We start from the raw sequence: 17,950 nt of genomic DNA, 5'->3' as shown, positions 1-17,950 counted from the left end.
CGCAATTCGAACCGGCGCATCGAACGCCGGCTCGGGCCGTCCTTCGCGAACGGCCCTCGCAGGGTAGTCGTATTACTCCGCCGCGTCCGGCAGCTCGGTGCCGCCGGACGGCGCCGGCAGTTCGGCCGTCGTGTTCTGCAGGTCGACGTCGAGGCCGAGCGAGCGCATCTCCTTGACGAGAACGTTGAAGCTCTCGGGGATCCCGGACTCGAAGGCATCGTCGCCGCGCACGATCGACTCGTACACCTTGGTGCGGCCGGCGACGTCGTCGGACTTCACCGTCAGCATCTCCTGCAGCGTGTAGGCGGCACCGTAGGCTTCCAGCGCCCAGACCTCCATCTCGCCGAAGCGCTGACCGCCGAACTGCGCCTTGCCGCCCAGCGGCTGCTGGGTGACCAGCGAGTACGGACCGATCGAGCGGGCGTGGATCTTGTCGTCCACCAGGTGATGCAGCTTCAGCATATAGATGTAGCCGACGGTCACCTGCCTGTCGAAGGCCTCGCCGGTGCGCCCGTCATAGAGCGTCACCTGGCCCGAGCCGTTCAGCCCGGCCTTCTCCAGCCACTCGACGATGTCCTTCTCGTTGGCGCCGTCGAAGACCGGCGTCGCGATGGAGACACCCTTGGTCATCTGGCGGGCCAGCGTCACGACGCTGTCGTCGTCATAGGCCTTGACCGGCTCGTTGCGGTCGTTGTCGCCGAGCAGCCCCGCGATCTCGCCGCGCAGCGGCGCAACGTCGTGGTCCTGCTTGTAGGCCTCGAGCATCTCGCCGATCCGCTTGCCCATGCCGGCACAGGCCCAGCCGAGATGCGTCTCGAGGATCTGCCCGACATTCATCCGGCTCGGCACGCCGAGCGGATTGAGCACGATGTCGACATGGGTGCCGTCCTCGGTGAACGGCATGTCCTCGACCGGCACGATGCGCGAGACGACACCCTTGTTGCCGTGACGGCCGGCCATCTTGTCGCCCGGCTGGATCTTGCGCTTGACCGCGACGAAGACCTTCACCTGCTTCATGACGCCCGGGGGCAGCTCGTCGCCGCGCTGGACCTTCTCGACCTTGTCCATGAACCGCTGCTCGAGGGTCTTCTTCGCCTCGTCATAGACGTTGCGCAGGTCCTCGAGCTCGGCCTGGAGCTTCTCGTCCTCGACGGCGAACATCCACCACTGCGAGCGAGGATATTCGGCCATCGCGTCGGCCGAGAGGGCCGAGCCCTTCTTGAAGCCCTTCGGACCGGCGATCGCGGCCTTGCCGTCGAGCATCTCAACGAGGCGGCCATAGACGTTGCGGTCGAGGATCGCCTGCTCGTCGTCGCGGTCCTTGGCGAGACGCTCGATCTCCTCGCGCTCGATCGCCATGGCGCGCTCGTCCTTCTCGACGCCGTGCCGGTTGAACACGCGCACCTCGACGACCGTGCCGTAGGTGCCCGGAGGCATGCGGCTCGACGTGTCGCGGACGTCGGAGGCCTTCTCGCCGAAGATGGCGCGGAGGAGCTTCTCCTCCGGCGTCATCGGGCTTTCGCCCTTCGGCGTGATCTTGCCGACCAGAATGTCGCCCGGCTGCACCTCGGCACCGATATAGACGATGCCGGCCTCGTCGAGGTTCTTCAGCGCTTCTTCCGAGACGTTCGGAATGTCGCGGGTGATCTCCTCGGGCCCGAGCTTGGTGTCGCGGGCCATGACCTCGAACTCCTCGATATGGATCGAGGTGAAGACGTCGTCGGCGACGATCCGCTCGGACAGCAGGATCGAGTCCTCGTAGTTGTAGCCGTTCCACGGCATGAAGGCGACGAGCACGTTGCGGCCGAGGGCGAGATCGCCGAGATCCGTCGACGGGCCGTCGGCGATGATGTCGCCCTTGTTCACCCGGTCACCCACCGCGACCAGCGGACGCTGGTTGATGCAGGTGTTCTGGTTGGAACGCTGGAACTTCATCAGCCGGTAGATGTCGACGCCGGACTTGCCGGCCTCGAGATCCTCGGTCGCGCGGATGACGATACGCGTCGCGTCCACCTGGTCGACGATGCCGGTCCGCCTCGCGCCGATCGCGGCGCCGGAGTCGCGGGCGACGATCGGCTCCATGCCGGTACCGACGAAGGGCGCCTCGGCCCGCACCAGCGGCACCGCCTGGCGCTGCATGTTGGAGCCCATCAGCGCGCGGTTGGCGTCGTCGTTCTCGAGGAACGGAATGAGCGCCGCGGCGACCGAGACCAGCTGCTTCGGCGACACGTCCATCAGGTCGACATTCTCGCGCGGCGTCATGAAGACGTCGCCGGAATGGCGGCAGACCACGAACTCGTTCTGGAAGGTGTTGTCGTCGTTGAGGATCGCGTTCGCCTGGGCGACGTGATGCTTCGACTCTTCCATGGCCGAGAGATAGACGACCTCGCTCGTCACCTTGCCGTCGACGACGCGGCGATACGGGCTCTCGATGAAGCCGTATTTGTTGACGCGCGCAAAGGTCGCCAGCGAGTTGATGAGACCGATATTCGGGCCTTCCGGCGTCTCGATCGGGCAGATCCGGCCATAATGGGTCGGATGGACGTCGCGCACCTCGAAGCCGGCCCGCTCGCGGGTGAGGCCACCCGGTCCAAGCGCCGAGAGGCGGCGCTTGTGGGTGATCTCCGACAAGGGGTTGGTCTGGTCCATGAACTGCGAGAGCTGCGAGGAACCGAAGAACTCGCGCACGGCGGCAGCCGCCGGCTTGGCGTTGATCAGGTCCTGCGGCATGACCGTGTCGACCTCGACCGACGACATGCGCTCCTTGATCGCCCGCTCCATGCGGAGCAGGCCGACGCGGTACTGGTTCTCCATCAGCTCGCCGACCGAGCGGACGCGGCGGTTGCCGAGATTGTCGATGTCGTCGATCTCGCCGCGGCCGTCACGAAGGTCGACCAGCGTCTTGACGACGGCGAGGATGTCCTCCTTGCGCAGAACGCGGACGGTATCCTCGGCGTCGACCTCCAGACGCATGTTCATCTTGACACGGCCGACGGCCGACAGGTCGTAGCGCTCGCTGTCGAAGAACAGCGAGTGGAACATCGCCTCGGCGGTCTCGATCGTCGGCGGCTCGCCCGGGCGCATCACCCGGTAGATGTCGAACAGCGCGTCCTGCCGGCTCTCGTTCTTGTCGGCGGCAAGCGTGTTGCGGATGTAGGCGCCGACATTGACGTGGTCGATGTCGAGGACCGAGAACTCTTCATAGCCAGCGTCGACGAGGACCTTCAGGGTCTTCTCGTCGATCTCGTCGCCAGCCTCGAGATACACCTCGCCCGTCGCGAAGTTGACGATGTCCTCGGCGAGATAATGACCGTAGAGATCGGCTTCGGTGGCGCGCAGGGCCTTGACGCCCTTCTCCTGCATCTGCCGGGCCTGACGGGCGGTGACCTTCTTGCCTGCCTCGACGAGGACCTCGCCGGAATCGGCGTCGATCAGGTCGACGGCGGCGTTCTGGCCGCGCACGCGATCCACCGAGAAGGGAACACGCCAGCCGTTCTTGTCCTTCTTGAACTCGAGGACGTTGTAGAAGGTCGACAGGATCTCCTCGCCGTCCATGCCGAGCGCCATCAGGAGCGACGTCACCGGGATCTTGCGGCGACGGTCGATGCGAGCGTGGACGACGTCCTTGGCGTCGAACTCGATGTCGAGCCAGGAGCCGCGATAGGGGATGACGCGGGCGGCAAAGAGCAGCTTGCCCGAGGAGTGCGACTTGCCCTTGTCGTGGTCGAAGAAGACGCCCGGCGAGCGGTGCATCTGCGAGACGATGACGCGCTCGGTGCCGTTGACGATGAAGGTGCCGTTCATCGTCATGAGCGGCATGTCGCCCATGTAGACGTCCTGCTCCTTGATGTCCTTGATCGACTTCGACTGGGTGTCCTCATCGATATCGAACACGATAAGCCGCAGCGTCACCTTGAGCGGCGCAGCGAAGGTGAGATCGCGCTGCCGGCACTCGTCGACGTCGAACTTCGGAGCCTCGAACTCGTATTTGACGAATTCCAGCATCGCCTGGCCGGAAAAGTCGGTGATCGGGAAGACCGACTTGAACACGGCCTGCAGACCCTCGTCCGCCCGTCCCCCTTCCGGCTCGTCCACCATCAGGAACTGATCGTAGGAGGCCTTCTGGACCTCGATGAGATTGGGCATCTGCGCGACTTCGGGAATGTGCCCGAAGACCTTGCGCACCCGCCTGCGACCGGAAAATGTCGTCGTCTGGGACATCGTCGCTCCTTCTCGTAACGCCTTCGCCCTTGACCCAAGGGCTGACCCTGCTATCCCTCTCTCGCGGAGGGCATGCCGCCTTTCGGCGGCCAATCGAATGCGGGCGTCGCGCCCGTTCCCGGCCAGTTTGCGGCCGCCGGACACGGGGTGCCGGCACTCCGGCACAGACGCCCTTCTCCGCATGAGGCGGAGAGCCTTTTCATCGTCGAGCCGCCCGGCCCGCATCTTCGAACACCCGCCGTGTCGGCGAACCGGCTTTCGCCGGCGGGGGTTGGAAGATACGCCCTCGCATTCCCGACACCGCCAGAAAGCCCAGCGGCTGCCCGGTCCTCCCGGGCGCCGGCCAGCCGAAGCGATGCGCCGCAGCTAGCAGGCACGGAAGGCGGGACGGCAAAACGCCATCCCGCCTACCCGCATGTCACGTGGCGCCGCAGCGCCGCGATTACTTGACTTCGACCGTCGCACCAGCCTTCTCGAGCTGGTCCTTGATCTTATCGGCCTCGGCCTTGTCGACGCCTTCCTTGACAGGCTTCGGCGCGTTGTCGACCAGGTCCTTGGCTTCCTTGAGGCCAAGGCCGGTCAGCGCGCGGACTTCCTTGATGACGTTGATCTTCTGGGCGCCGGCCGAAGCGAGGATGACGTTGAACTCCGTCTGCTCCTCGGCGGCTTCCGCCGGAGCGGCAGCGCCACCAGCCGCGGCGACCGCGACCGGAGCGGCGGCGGAGACGCCCCACTTCTCTTCCAGCATCTTCGAAAGCTCGGCCGCCTCGAGGACGGTCAGGCTCGACAGGTCTTCAACGATCTTGGCGAGATCAGCCATGTGATTTTTCCTTCAGGTTCGAACTTTGGTTTGAGCAGCGAGGAACCAACCTCACGCCGCTTCGTCCTTCTTGGCATAGGCCCCGAAGACGCGTGCGAGCTGAGCCGCAGGCGCCTGGACCACTCCGGCGATGCGCGTGGCCGGCGTCTGAATCATGCCGACGAGTTTCGCCCGCAGTTCATCCAGCGACGGCATGGTGGCGAGAGCCTTCACACCGTCCGCATCGAGGGTCGAGGTTCCCATCGCCCCGCCGAGGATCACGAGCTTGTCGTTACCCTTGGCGAAGTCGTTGGTGACCTTGGCCGCCACCACCGGATCGCTGGAATAGGCGATCAGTGTCTGGCCCTCGAACAGGTTCGAGATGCCTTCGGCGTCCGTGCCTTGAAGAGCGATCTTGGCGAGGCGGTTCTTCGCGACTTTGACGGACCCACCCGCTTCGCGCATCTTCGAACGATAGTCGTTCATCTGCGCGACGGTGAGACCGGCATAGTGGGCCACCACGACCGTCGCCGAGGCCTTGAAGGTCTCGTTGAGGGTCGTGACGAATTCGCGCTTTTCCGCTCTGTCCACTGCCTCTCTCCAGTTGGCCGAGACATCCCTTTCGGAACGCTTCGGCCGGTTTGCCTTTTGCCGCCCGGATCAGCCGGGCGACGCTCGGAGATCCTGTCCCCTCACGGGTCGCCTGCGGGATGGAACCCGCACGCGGCGCAAGGCATTCGGAGTTCGAACCCGTGTCCGGCATCGCCGGGAAAACGGTTCTTCGCTCGTCTCATGCAGGCTTTCTGACGATTATGACGGTCATCCCGGAGGATTTCCGTCGCCCACAATCTCGGACAGGCATTCTTGGAAAGGCCCCGGAGAGCCCTTCCTACCGGGTCACCCCGGATTTCGTCGTGATCGCAAAGTGCCCGATATAGGAACCGGGCCCTGCGATTTTAAGATCAGGCCGACGCCCCGGCCGCGATGGTCGACGGGTCGATCTTGACGCCCGGGCCCATGGTCGAGGAAATCGCCACGCGCTTGACGTAGTTGCCCTTGGCGCCGGACGGCTTGGCCTTGTTCACCGCATCGGCGAAGGCGCGGACGTTCTCGGCGATCGCCTTGGCGTCGAACGACACCTTGCCGACGCCGGCATGAACGATGCCCGCCTTCTCGACGCGGAACTCGACGGCGCCGCCCTTCGACGCCTTGACGGCGGCGGTGACGTCGGGCGTCACCGTGCCGACGCGCGGGTTCGGCATCAGGCCGCGGGGGCCAAGCACCTTGCCGAGACGGCCGACGAGGCCCATCATGTCCGGCGTCGCGATGGCGCGGTCGAAATTGATGTTGCCGGCCTGGATCTCGGCGACGAGATCCTCCGCACCGACGATGTCGGCGCCGGCAGCCTTGGCCTCATCGGCCTTGTCACCGCGGGCGAACACCGCGACGCGCACGGTGCGGCCGGTGCCGTTCGGCAGGTTGACGACACCGCGGACCATCTGGTCGGCGTGGCGCGGGTCGACGCCGAGATTCATCGCGACCTCGATGGTCTCGTCGAACTTGGCGGTCGCCTTGCCCTTCAGCATCTCGATGGCCTCGTCGAGACCGTAGAGCTTGGTGCGCTCGATCCCTTCGCGCGAGGCGCGGATACGCTTACCGATCTTTGCCATCGTCCTTACTCCGTGACCTCGAGACCCATCGAACGCGCCGAACCCTCGATCATCGCCGTGGCGGCGTCGAGGTCGTTGGCGTTGAGGTCGACCATCTTCTTCTCGGCGATGTCGCGAAGCTGGCCACGAGAGATCGTGCCGGCGCTCGCCTTGCCCGGGGTCTTGGAGCCGGACTTCAGGTTGACCGCCTTCTTGAGGAAGTAGCTCACCGGCGGCGTCTTCATCGCGAAGGTGAAGGACTTGTCCTGATAATAGGTGATCACCACCGGGATGGGCGAACCCTTCTCGGCTTCCTGGGTCTGCGCGTTGAACGCCTTGCAGAACTCCATGATGTTGATGCCGCGCTGACCGAGCGCCGGGCCGATCGGCGGCGAAGGGGTCGCCGAACCGGCCGGGACCTGCAGCTTCAGCTGGCCCGCAATCTTCTTAGCCATTGTTCCTGCCTTCTTCGTGATGCCGGCGGCGCTTGGCCAGCCGGCGCTTTGCAGTCCGCGCGGTACGGTTCACCATGGGCCGGCTTTTCGAGCCCACGGCACCTCCCGCACGACAAGGCGCCCGCATCGGCGGGCGCCACTCTCCGGTCAGGTCTTCTCGACCTGGCCGAATTCCAGATCGACCGGCGTCGCGCGGCCGAAGATCGAGACTTCCACCTTCAGGCGGGCGCGCTCCTGGTCGACTTCCTGGACGACGCCGCTGAACGAGGCGAACGGGCCGTCGGAGACACGGACATTCTCGCCGATGTCGAAGGACATGGTCGGCTTCGGCCGCTCGACGCCGTCCTGAACCTGGTTCAGGATATGCGTGGCTTCCGCTTCCGAGATCGGCACCGGCCGGTTGTCCGGCCCGAGGAAGCCGGTCACCTTCGGGGTGTTCTTGATCAGCGAGAACACCTGGTCGGTCAGTTCCGCCTTGACGAGGACATAGCCGGGGAAGAACTTGCGCTCGGCATCGACCTTGCGGCCGCGACGCACCTCGACCACCTTCTCGGTCGGCACGAGGATCTTCTCGAACTTGTCGGAGAGCCCCTTCTGCCGGGCCTGCTCCTCAATCGATTCGGCCACCTTCTTCTCGAAATTCGAGTAGGCGTGGACGATGTACCAGCGGGCGGTCATGAAAGCTTCGATGTCTCCTGCGGCAGCGTCAAGCGCCCGCATTCATGATCAGGCCGACGGCATAGCCGAGCGCCTGATCAGCGATGAAAAAGAATGCCGCCGCGAACACCACCATGACGAAGACCATGAGTGTCGAGATCATGGTTTCGCGCCGGGTCGGCCAGGTCACCTTCGACGTCTCGGAACGCACCTGCTCCAGAAATTTGAAGGGATTGGTCTTGGTGGCCATAAACTGCTCACGGCTAAAGCGCGTGAAGAGTGCCGAGACACCCCACGCGCCGTTTCCATAGGAAGGCGTCTTCTAGCGGCGTTCCGGACGATTCTCAAGCCCCTCCCGGAGCGAAAAGTCGTGAATATGGAGAAATGCCGACCGGGGTCGAGAAGTAGTGGCGGCGGCGCTTTGCTGCAAGGCCGCCGCGAACTTTTCGCCTTTTCTCACATCACCTCGTAGACCGGCCCCTCGCCGCCCTGGGGGGGCACCCAGTTGATGTTCTGGTTGGGATCCTTGATGTCGCAGGTCTTGCAGTGGACGCAGTTCTGGGCGTTGATCACGAACCTGTCCTCATCCCCCTCCTTCACCCATTCATAGACGCCGGCCGGGCAATAGCGCTGGGACGGGCCGGCATAGACGCCGAGCTCGGAGGATTTCTGCAGGCCCAGGTCCTTCACCTGAAGATGGACCGGCTGGTCCTCCTCGTGATTGGTGTTCGACAGATAGACCGACGAGACCTTGTCGAAGGTGAGTTCGCCGTCGGGCTTGGGATAGGCGATCGGCTTGTGCTTCTCCGCCGGCTCGAGGCACGCATAGTCGGGCTTGCCGTGCTTGCGGGTGCCGAAGAAGGAAAAGCCGAACAGCGAGTTCGTCCACATGTCGAGGCCGCCGAGCGCGATGCCGAGCCGCGTGCCGAACTGCGACCAGAGCGGTTTGACGTTCCTGACCGGCTTCAGGTCCTTGCCGATCGGCGAGGCGCGCCAGCTGTCCTCATAGGCCATCAGCGTATCGTGGGATCTGTCGGCCTTCAGCGCCTCGGCGGCCTTTTCCGCCGCCAGCATGCCCGACGTCATGGCGTTGTGGACACCCTTGATGCGCGGCACGTTGACGAAGCCGGCCGAGCAGCCGATCAGCGCGCCGCCCGGAAAGACCAGCTTCGGCACCGACTGATAGCCGCCCTCGGTGATCGCCCGCGCGCCATAGGCGATGCGCTTGCCGCCCTTCAGAAGTTCGACGACGTCCGGATGGGTCTTGAAGCGCTGGAACTCCTCGAAAGGCGAGAGATAGGGGTTCTTGTAGTTCAGATGGACGACGAAGCCGACATAGACCTGGTTTTCGCCGAGATGGTAGAGGAACGAGCCGCCGCCGGTCTTGTCGCCGAGCGGCCAGCCGAAGGAATGCTCGATCCGGCCGGGCTTCGACTTCTCCGGCGCAATTTCCCAGAGCTCCTTGATGCCGAGGCCGAACTTGCCGGGCTCGCGGCCTTCGTCGAGGCCATAGGCGTTGATCGCAGCCTTGGCGAGCGAGCCGCGGACGCCCTCGCCGAGGAAGACATATTTGCCGAGCAGCGCCATGCCGCGCTGATACATGCCGCCCGGTTCGCCCGAGCGGGTGACGCCCATGTCGCCAGTGGCGACGCCGATAACGGTATTGGCGTCGTCGAACAGAAGCTCGGAGGCGGCAAAGCCCGGATAGATCTCGACGCCGAGGGCCTCGGCCTTCTCCGCCAGCCACTTGCAGACGAGGCCGAGGGAGACGACGAAATTGCCGTGGTTCGACATCAGCTTCGGCATCAGGACATTCGGCAGGCGCAGCGATCCGCCCTCGCCATAGAAGTAGAAGCGGTCCTCGGTGACCGCCGTCCTGATCGGCGTCTCCTCTTCGCGCCATTCAGGCAGCAGCCGGTCGAGCGCGGACGGGTCGAGCACATTGCCGGAAAGGACATGGGCGCCCACTTCGGCGCCCTTTTCCAGGACCACGACCGAGATCTCCGGATCGAGCTGCTTCAGCCGGATCGCCGCGGCAAGGCCCGCCGGGCCGGCGCCGACGATGACGACGTCGAACTCCATGGATTCGCGTTCCGGGCGTTCCGACGTCTCGGCGGCTTCACTCATTTCGTCTCCCTCGAACTCGTTCGAACTCGGCTTTCGCGCCCGGCCTTGGCCATCCAGCCGGACGCGAGCGCTCCCCGTTCATAACCGGGTGGTTTCCATTCGTTCTAGTCCCTTCGCATGAAAGGTCGAAGAGAATCGCCGCAGATGGCGGGCGGAACGGTCCGGCAGATTGACGCTGCCGGCCGCAAAGATGGTAGTCAGGGCGCGGTTCCGGGGGTGTGGAGTTGGTGGGATGAATGCGGTCTATCTCGGCGTCGCCATCGTTTGCGAGATCGTCGGCACCAGCGCGCTGAAATCGTCGATGGGCTTTACCCGCCTCTGGCCCTCCCTCGTCACCCTCGTCTTCTATGCCTTCGCCTTCTACTTCCTGTCGCTGCCCTTGAAGACCATGCCGGTCGGCATCGTCTATGCGATCTGGTCCGGCTGCGGCATCGCGCTGCTGGCGATGATCGATCTCTTCTGGTTCCGCATCCATATCGATGCCGCAGGCTTCCTCGGGCTCGGGCTGATCGTCGCCGGCGTCCTCGTCATCAACCTGTTTTCCTCCACCGTCGGTCATTGAGGATCGCATGAACCGGGCTGCATTGCCGGGCGGGATCGCATAAGGTCGGCGCCATGCGCGAAGAGACGACCAACCCCAGCCGAGACGCCGCCATGGCGCTCCTTGCCTTCTACCGCGAGGCCGGGATCGACACGCTGCTCCTCGACGCGCCGCGAAACCGATTCGCCGAGACGGCGGCCGAGACCGAGCGTCGCAAGGCGAAGGCGCCTCCGACACTGCCAACATCGGGCAGGGAGCGCGGACAGGCGGCAGCGACGCCGGTGGCTCGCGCAGAGAACGCGCGGCCCGCCGAGCGGCCCACGACAGGTGAGCCGCCACAAAATGGCCTCGCCGCGCCGGCCTTTCCGACGAACCGCGTCGCCATTCCAGACGACGTCGCCGTCGCCGATGCCCGCGAAAGAGCCGTGGGCGCCGCTTCGCTCGCAGAACTGCGCGAACTCCTCGACGGCTTCGACGGCTGCAATCTGAAGATCACCGCCAAGCACACCGTCTTCGGCGACGGTCCGGACACGGCGGATCTGATGTTCATCGGCGAGGCGCCCGGCCGCGACGAGGATATGGCTGGCGTTCCCTTCGTCGGCCGCTCCGGCCAGTTGCTCAACCGCATGCTGGCGGCGATCGGGCTGGAACGCGAGAATGTCCGGGTGACCAACACCGTGCCCTGGCGCCCGCCCGGCAACCGGCCCCCGACGCCGGCCGAGACCCGCATCTGCCTGCCCTTCGTGCAGAGGCAGATCGAGCTGGTCGGTCCGAAGATCGTCGTATGCCTCGGCTCGCCCTCGGCCAAGGCGATCCTCGGCTCCGGCGAGGGCATTTTGCGCATCCGCGGCCAGTGGCAGAGCTACAGCTTCGACCTCTCGCCCGGCAGCGCCATTCCGGCGATCGCCATGCTGCATCCGGCCTATCTTCTGCGCCAGCCGGCCCAGAAGAAGCTCGCCTGGCGCGATCTCCTGGCGCTGAAGGCCAAGCTCGACGAGCTCAGCCAGGCATAGTCCGCCGGCCGACAGGGAGGCGCCGCGCCGCGGCTCTGCAGATGTTTTCGCTGTGCGTCCAGACAGCTGACGACGGTTGTCAAAGGCAGGTGAGAGGCGCGCACATCGTTCCTCTCGACCAACGCATCGGCTCGTCGCGGCAACGGCTCGATTCCGATTGCTCCCCGGGCGACATTTTGCGCCCGAAATCTGCAACAAACAGCGGCTACAGGCTCTCGCCAAATCGACTTCGAAGACGTAAGGCACGCCGGACGAAACGCGTCCCCGACGCCATTCTCCAGCCCCCACTGCCGCGCGAGCCCCCCAATGCATCTCCTGCCGATCGCAGCGCTCCTCACCTCGACCTTCTTCCTGATGGCCGGTGCCGGGCTCATGGGCATCCTGTTGCCGGTGCGCGGCTCGATCGAGGGCTGGACCAGCTACGAGATCGGCGCCTTCGGCACGGCCTATGCGCTGGCCTTCACCTTCGGCTGCGTGGTGATCCCGCGGATCGTCCACAGCGCCGGCCATGTGCGCACCTTCTCAAGCCTCTCGGCGCTTCTGGCGATCTCGATCCTGCTCTGCGGCCTCTTCGTCGATCCGATCGGCTGGGCGGTGTTCCGGGCGCTGTCCGGCTTCGCGCTCGCCGGCAGCTACATGGTCATCGAGAGCTGGCTGAACGAGCGGGTCACCAATGAGAGCCGCGGGACGATCTTCTCGGTCTACATGATCGTCACCATGGCGGCGATGATGGGCGGGCAATACGTCATGCCGCTGTCGAAGCCGGAACTTGCCGCGCCCTTCATGCTCTGCGCCATCGTCTTCGCCATGGCGGTCATCCCGACCTCGCTGTCGCGGGCGCAGTCGCCGGCGCCGATCGCGACGGTGAAGATCGACGTCCTGATGCTGTTCCGCAATTCGCCGGTCGCGGCGGTGGGTATCCTGCTCGCCGGCATCCTGTCGGCCGGCTGGGGCAACATGGCGCCGGTCTTTGCCCAGCAGGCAGGCCTCTCGACGACGGACATCGCCACCCTCACCGTCTCGGCGATGTTCGGCGGGGCGATCTTCCAGATCCCGCTCGGCCGCATCTCCGACAAGACCGACCGGCGCTATGTGATGACGGCGGCCGGCATCATCGGCGTCGGCGCGGCGGTTGCCGGCGTCTATCTCGGCCAGTCGGGGCCGATGGCGCTGTTCATCATCGCCTTCATCCTCGGCGGCATCATCTATCCGGCCTATTCTCTCGCCGTCGCCCATGCCAACGACTACGCCGCAGATGCCGACTTCGTGAAGATCTCGAGCGGCCTTCTCATCCTCTATGGCATCGGCACGATGATCGGTCCGATCTATACCGCCTTCCTGATGGAGACGATCGGACCCGAGGGGCTGTTCCAGGCGATGGGCTCGGCCATGGCGCTCTATGCCGCCTATGCCTTTTACCGGACCTTCCGCCGCGTCGCGATCCCGGCCGAGGAGCGGCCGGACTTCCAGACCATTCCCTTCGCCAGGGTCCAGACGCCGGCGAGCTTCTCCCTCGACCCGCGCGCCGAGATATCTTCCGAAGATCTGCCGGATGATGGCCACGATCTGGAAGACACCGGCACGCGCACCGGCAAGTCCGACCGCCAGGCGGCCTGAAGCCGGCGCTTCGACAGGTGGCCCGGCGTCTGGCGGCGCGGGGTCAGATCTCGCCGCCCGGAAACAGCGTCGCGACGAAGTCGATGAACAGCCGCACCCGGCGGGAAAGCTGGCGGTTCTGCGGATAGAGCACCGAGAGCGGTGTCGGCGGCGGAGGGCAGCGGGGCAGAACCTCGACGAGCGTGCCCCGTTCGAGGTCCTCGGCGAAGCGGTAGCGCGGCGCCTGCACCAGCCCGAAGCCGCGACGCGCCAGATCCGCCATGACTTCCGAGCCCGTCACCTTGATTCGCCCCGGCAGGCTGACTTCGCGGACCGTCCCCTCCACCGTGAATTCCAGCGGCAGAGTGCTCCCGGTCCGCGATGAGACGAAACCGACCATCTCGTGGCCGGCAAGATCGTCGATCGAAGCCGGCGTGCTCTTCTTCGCGAGATAGTCGGGGCTTGCGACGGTCACCTCGCGGATGAAGGCGAGGCGGCGGGCGATCATGCTGCTCTCTGGCAGTTCGCCGGCCCGCAGGACGCAGTCGACCCCCTCGCGGACGAGATCGACCATCCTGTCGCCCTCGCCGATGAACAGTTCGATGCCGGGATGTGCGGCCAGGAACCCCTGAAGCTGCGGCAGGATGAAGGTCATCGCGATGCGTGGATGGACGTCGATCCTCAGCAATCCCTTCGGTCCGCCGGCCGCGAACATCTGATCGGCGTCGTCGACCTCGTCGAGGATCTGCAGGCAGCGGCGGTAGTAGGCCTCACCGTCATGGGTGAGCGAGACATGGCGGGTGGTGCGGGTGAGAAGCTGCGCGCCGAGCCGCGCTTCCAGCTTCTTGATCTGATCGGTGGCGGTGGAGCGTGAGAGGTCGAGGTCGGCAGCGGCCACGGTGAAGCTGCGGGTCTCGGCAACCCGGACGAAGAGGCGCATGCCGTCGATCTGGTCCATTGTTCGCTATATCCGAATTGTCATTGCGGTTTAGCGGCGATTATAGCGGACGATCGACGGTATATCTCCTCGCCCATCAAAGGGCAGAGACAAGGAGACGGATCATGTCCGCAGCACCCCAAAAGGTCGCGATCGTTACCGGCGGTTCGCGCGGCATCGGCGCGGCGCTCGTTCGGCGCCTTGCCGCCGACGGCTTCGCGGTGGTGGTCAACTATGCGCAGAGCAGCGGCGCGGCCGACGAGATCGCCCGCGAGATCGGATCGGCCGGCGGCGAGGCCATCGCCGTCCAGGCCGACATCGGTGCGCGTGACGGCATGCACAAACTGTTCGATGCGGCAGAAGAGCGCTTCGGCGGTGTCGACGTTCTCGTCAACAATGCCGGCATCATGGCGCTTTCGCCGCTTGCCGGTGTCGACGACGACAGCTTCGACAAGCAGGTCGCGGTCAATCTCGGCGGCGTCTTCCGGGGCATGCGCGAGGCGGCGAACCGGCTGCGCGACGATGGCCGCATCATCAGCTTCTCGACCAGCGTCGTCGCGATGAACCTGCCGACATACGGTGTCTACGCGGCGACCAAGGCGGCCATCGAGACCCTGACGCGCATCCTCGCCAAGGAGCTCGGGCCGCGCGGCATCCGCGTCAACGCCGTCGGGCCGGGGCCGGTCGCGACCGAGCTGTTTCTCGGCGGCAAGAGCGACGAGCAGGTGGCGGCAATGGCGGCGATGAACCCTTTGAAGCGGCTTGGCCAGCCGGATGACATCGCCGGCGTCGTCGCCTTCCTCGCCGGCCCCGACGGCGGCTGGGTCAATGGCCAGACGATCCGCGCCAATGGCGGCGTCGCCTGAGGCCGGCCCACTGAGGCACCGACCAGACAAACCATCGAAACGGGGAGAACCCTCATGCCTTTCGCCAATTTCAAGACGCCCGAGGGCGCACTGTCGAAGACCCAGAAGGAAGAGATCGTGCATCGTACGACGGCGATGTTCGCCGAGTATTTCGGCGAGGCCGTACGGCCTTACACCATGGTGCTGATCGAGGAGGTCAAGGACGGCGGCTACGGCCGCGCCGACGAGGTCTACGAGGTGCCAGAGGCCTGGCGTGCGGGATAGCAGGCGCGCCCGACACTGCCCCACCCGACGAGCGCGGGCGAAGGACAAACGAGACAGTTCTCGTTAAAACCGGCACGGCGATTGCGATTGCCGGGCCGAAATCAAAGAAAGCAGAAGGGGTGGGCCGTCGGTCCGCCCCTTTTCGCATTTGAGCCCCACCAAACCATCATGCGGCCGTCGCCGGCCGCTCCGGGGTTGATCTCGCATCTGCGAGATGGCAAGAAAAAGCCACAAAAGGACCCATTCGATTGGGTGGCTATGCCGGGCGCCCATCCCTCGGCCAACCTCGAGAACAACTTATCCGGCCCCATCGGGGCTCCGTTTCTCCGCGCAAGCTGAAGACATCGATGACTTTTGTTGAAACGCTCCGCCGCGAGTGGTTCGGGAACGTGCGTGCCGACATGCTGGCCGGCCTCGTCGTCGCCCTCGCCCTCATTCCCGAAGCCATTGCCTTTTCGATCATCGCGGGCGTCGATCCGAAGGTCGGCCTCTATGCCTCCTTCTCGATCGCCGTCCTGATCTCCTTCACTGGCGGGCGCCCAGGTATGATTTCCGCGGCAACGGCGGCGACCGCGGTGCTGATGGTCACGCTAGTGCGCGACCACGGCCTGCAATATCTGTTCGCGGCCACCATACTTGCGGGTATCCTGCAGATGATCGCCGGCGCCCTGAAGCTCGGCAACGCCATGCAGTTCGTCTCGCGCTCGGTAATGACCGGCTTCGTGAATGCCCTCGCCATCCTGATCTTCATGGCGCAGCTGCCGGAGCTGATCGACGTGCCGCCGATGACCTATGTGATGGTCGCTGCCGGCCTTGCCATCATCTATCTGTTCCCTCGGATCACCACCGCGATACCCTCGCCGCTCGTCACCATCGTCGTCCTCACGGCGATCTCGCTCCTCTTCGACATGGATCTGAGGGTCGTCGGCGACATGGGCGAACTGCCGGATTCGATCCCCGTCTTCCTCCTGCCGGACGTGCCGCTCAATCTCGAGACGCTGCTGATCATCCTGCCCTATTCGGCGGGCATTGCCGTCGTCGGCCTGCTCGAGTCGCTGATGACCTCGCAGATCGTCGACGACCTCACCGACACCGGCTCGAACAAGAACCGCGAATGCGTCGGCTAGGGCATCTCCAATTTTGTCACCGGCTTCTTCGGCGGCATGGCCGGCTGCGCGATGATCGGCCAGTCGGTCATCAACGTGAAGTCTGGCGGCCGCGGCCGGCTGTCGACCTTCTGCGCCGGCATCTTCCTGCTGTTCCTGATCGTCGTTCTCGGCGACTGGGTGGCGATCATCCCGATGGCGGCGCTGGTCTCCGTCATGATCATGGTGTCGATCGGCACCTTTTCCTGGTCGTCGATCCGCAATCTGAAGGACCATCCGCGCCGCTCCTCGGTGGTGATGCTGGCGACCGTCGTAGCCGTCGTCTGGACACACAACCTCGCCATCGGCGTCATCATCGGTGTGATGCTGTCAGGCGTGTTCTTCGCCTGGAAGGTGGCGCAGATCTTTCGCGTCACCTCGGTGCTGTCCGAGGATGGGCGCACCCGCACCTATCGCGTGGAGGGTCAGGTCTTCTTCGCCTCGACCGAACGTTTCGCCAAAGCCTTCGACTTCAAGGAAGCGCTCGACAGGGTCGTCATCGACGTCTCAGCCGCGCATATCTGGGACCTGTCTGGCGTCGGTGCGCTGGACCGGGTTGTGCTGAAGTTCCGCCGCGAGGGCGCCGAGGTCGAAATCCGCGGCATGAACGAGGCGAGCGCGACCCTCGTCGACAGTATCGCGGTCCACGACAAGCCGGGCGCGCTGGATCCGCTCGCCGCCCATTGAGCCGGGCGGGACAGCCTGCCTGCCCGTCTGCTAATCTTTGCAGCAAAAGACGAGCCGGCACGGCCGAAGCGACCAAGACCGACCGCAGCGACGGTCGCTCCAAGGGGAGGAAGTGATGGAAAAGATCCTGGCCTGCGTCGACGGCTCGGCCTACGGCACCAGCGTCACCGCCCATGCGGCATGGGCAGCGAAGCGCCTGTCGCTGCCCGTCGAGGTGGTCCATGCGATCGGCCGGCGCGAGGCCGGTGGCGGCGCCATGGACATGTCGGGCAATCTCGATCTCGACGAGCGCAGCGCGCTGATGACCGAGCTTGCCGATCTCGACGAGAAGCGGGCGAAGATCGCCATGAAGCGCGGCCGGGTGCTGATCTCCGAGGCGGTCGAGCGGCTGAAGGCCGAGGGCGTCGGCGAGGTCGGCGAGAAGCTGCGCCACGGTGACATCGCCGATACGCTGGCCGAGCTCTCGGACGAGGCGCGCCTGGTCGTCGTCGGCAAGCGCGGCGAGGCGGCGGATTTTGCCAAGGGCCATCTCGGCTCCAATCTCGAGCGCGTCGCCCGCTCGGCGAAGCGCCCGCTCCTCGTCGCCTCGCGCGCCTTCAAGCCGATCGAGAAGTTCCTGGTCGCCTTCGATGGCGGCAAGAGTGCCGGGCAGATCGTCGAGCGGCTGTTCGTCAGCCCGCTTCTGAAGGACGTTCCCTGCCAGCTCTTCATGGTCGGCGAGCCGAGCGGCGATGCGGGCGGCCGGCTGCACGAGGCGGAAAAGCGGCTGCGCAACGCCGGCTACAAGGTCTCGGTCTATACCGAGGAGGGCGACGCCGAGGAGAAGATCGCCAGGAAGGTCGAGCGTGACGGCATCGATCTCGTCGTCATGGGCGCCTATGGCCACTCGCGCATCCGCTCCTTCATCGTCGGCTCGACGACGACCGAGATCATCCGCCGCTGCACGGTGCCGGCGCTGATCATCCGCTAGTCATCGCGGCGTGCGAGCCTGCG

At 65.3% G+C, this 17,950-nt stretch carries 15 protein-coding genes, 1 pseudogene and 1 other annotated feature; of the genes and pseudogenes, 7 read left to right on the top strand and 9 right to left on the bottom strand.

Annotated elements, in window-relative coordinates:
- Positions 1-72: 72 nt before the first annotated feature.
- From rpoB to E3C22_RS16980, 8 genes are all read right to left on the bottom strand, one after another.
- Positions 73-4,221, bottom strand: coding sequence for a DNA-directed RNA polymerase subunit beta (gene rpoB / locus E3C22_RS17015; RefSeq protein WP_134763251.1), 4,149 nt, complete (start codon positions 4,219-4,221; stop codon positions 73-75).
- A 442-nt stretch (positions 4,222-4,663) separates the two neighbouring features.
- Complete coding sequence (rplL, locus tag E3C22_RS17010; RefSeq protein ID WP_134763250.1) at positions 4,664-5,041, bottom strand: 50S ribosomal protein L7/L12; 378 nt, start codon at positions 5,039-5,041, stop codon at positions 4,664-4,666.
- Positions 5,042-5,092: 51 nt separating this feature from the next.
- On the bottom strand, positions 5,093-5,611 hold the full coding sequence (gene rplJ / locus E3C22_RS17005) for a 50S ribosomal protein L10 (RefSeq protein WP_134763249.1): 519 nt from the start codon (positions 5,609-5,611) through the stop codon (positions 5,093-5,095).
- A 371-nt stretch (positions 5,612-5,982) separates the two neighbouring features.
- Positions 5,983-6,690, bottom strand: coding sequence for a 50S ribosomal protein L1 (rplA, locus tag E3C22_RS17000; RefSeq protein WP_134763248.1), 708 nt, complete (start codon positions 6,688-6,690; stop codon positions 5,983-5,985).
- Between the two features lie 5 nt (positions 6,691-6,695).
- Positions 6,696-7,124, bottom strand: a complete 429-nt coding sequence (gene rplK, locus E3C22_RS16995; RefSeq protein WP_134763247.1) for a 50S ribosomal protein L11 — start codon at positions 7,122-7,124, stop codon at positions 6,696-6,698.
- A 147-nt stretch (positions 7,125-7,271) separates the two neighbouring features.
- Positions 7,272-7,802: a transcription termination/antitermination protein NusG gene (nusG, locus tag E3C22_RS16990; RefSeq protein WP_083594164.1), complete on the bottom strand. Its 531-nt coding sequence runs from the start codon at positions 7,800-7,802 to the stop codon at positions 7,272-7,274.
- A 28-nt stretch (positions 7,803-7,830) separates the two neighbouring features.
- Entirely contained in the window at positions 7,831-8,031 is a 201-nt protein-coding gene (gene secE / locus E3C22_RS16985; protein ID WP_134763246.1) for a preprotein translocase subunit SecE, read from the bottom strand.
- A gap of 206 nt (positions 8,032-8,237) precedes the next feature.
- On the bottom strand, positions 8,238-9,908 hold the full coding sequence (locus E3C22_RS16980; RefSeq protein ID WP_134763245.1) for an electron transfer flavoprotein-ubiquinone oxidoreductase: 1,671 nt from the start codon (positions 9,906-9,908) through the stop codon (positions 8,238-8,240).
- Positions 9,909-10,140: 232 nt separating this feature from the next.
- On the opposite strand from E3C22_RS16980, the gene E3C22_RS16975 reads away from it, so the two are divergent.
- The 3 genes from E3C22_RS16975 to E3C22_RS16965 all read left to right on the top strand — a co-directional run bounded on the left by E3C22_RS16975 (position 10,141) and on the right by E3C22_RS16965 (position 13,079).
- The gene (locus E3C22_RS16975; RefSeq protein ID WP_134763244.1) at positions 10,141-10,470 is read left to right on the top strand and encodes a DMT family transporter; all 330 of its coding nucleotides are present in this window, start codon (positions 10,141-10,143) and stop codon (positions 10,468-10,470) included.
- A gap of 53 nt (positions 10,471-10,523) precedes the next feature.
- Positions 10,524-11,462, top strand: coding sequence for a uracil-DNA glycosylase (locus tag E3C22_RS16970; protein ID WP_134763243.1), 939 nt, complete (start codon positions 10,524-10,526; stop codon positions 11,460-11,462).
- Between the two features lie 306 nt (positions 11,463-11,768).
- Positions 11,769-13,079 (top strand): MFS transporter, encoded by a 1,311-nt coding sequence (locus tag E3C22_RS16965; RefSeq protein WP_134763242.1) that lies wholly within the window; start codon positions 11,769-11,771, stop codon positions 13,077-13,079.
- Positions 13,080-13,122: 43 nt separating this feature from the next.
- Here the strand turns inward: E3C22_RS16965 and E3C22_RS16960 are convergent, their stop codons facing one another.
- Positions 13,123-14,016, bottom strand: coding sequence for a LysR family transcriptional regulator (locus E3C22_RS16960; protein WP_134763241.1), 894 nt, complete (start codon positions 14,014-14,016; stop codon positions 13,123-13,125).
- A 104-nt stretch (positions 14,017-14,120) separates the two neighbouring features.
- Here E3C22_RS16960 and E3C22_RS16955 point away from each other — a divergent pair, with 104 nt between their 5' ends.
- From E3C22_RS16955 to E3C22_RS16940, 4 genes and pseudogenes are all read left to right on the top strand, one after another.
- The gene (locus E3C22_RS16955) at positions 14,121-14,861 is read left to right on the top strand and encodes an SDR family oxidoreductase (RefSeq protein ID WP_134763240.1); all 741 of its coding nucleotides are present in this window, start codon (positions 14,121-14,123) and stop codon (positions 14,859-14,861) included.
- 54 nt (positions 14,862-14,915) lie between these two features.
- Positions 14,916-15,125 carry a tautomerase family protein gene (locus E3C22_RS16950; protein WP_134763239.1) on the top strand — a complete coding sequence of 70 codons (210 nt, stop codon included), beginning with the start codon at positions 14,916-14,918 and terminating at the stop codon, positions 15,123-15,125.
- Positions 15,126-15,358: 233 nt separating this feature from the next.
- Positions 15,359-15,411: a sequence feature (sul1 is cis-regulatory element that is thought to sense ions involved in sulfur or methionine metabolism; They are found in Alphaproteobacteria), on the top strand.
- A gap of 61 nt (positions 15,412-15,472) precedes the next feature.
- Positions 15,473-16,957, top strand: a pseudogene (locus E3C22_RS16945) (SulP family inorganic anion transporter).
- A gap of 115 nt (positions 16,958-17,072) precedes the next feature.
- Positions 17,073-17,927, top strand: a complete 855-nt coding sequence (locus tag E3C22_RS16940) for a universal stress protein (protein WP_134763238.1) — start codon at positions 17,073-17,075, stop codon at positions 17,925-17,927.
- The last annotated feature ends 23 nt before the right edge of the window (positions 17,928-17,950 follow it).

The sequence above is a fragment of the Jiella endophytica genome, assembly GCF_004519335.1.
GTDB classification, from domain to species: Bacteria; Pseudomonadota; Alphaproteobacteria; order Rhizobiales; family Rhizobiaceae; genus Jiella; species Jiella endophytica.
The sequence above is the reverse complement of the archived record's forward strand: the minus strand, read 5'-3'. Positions and strand labels throughout refer to the sequence as shown.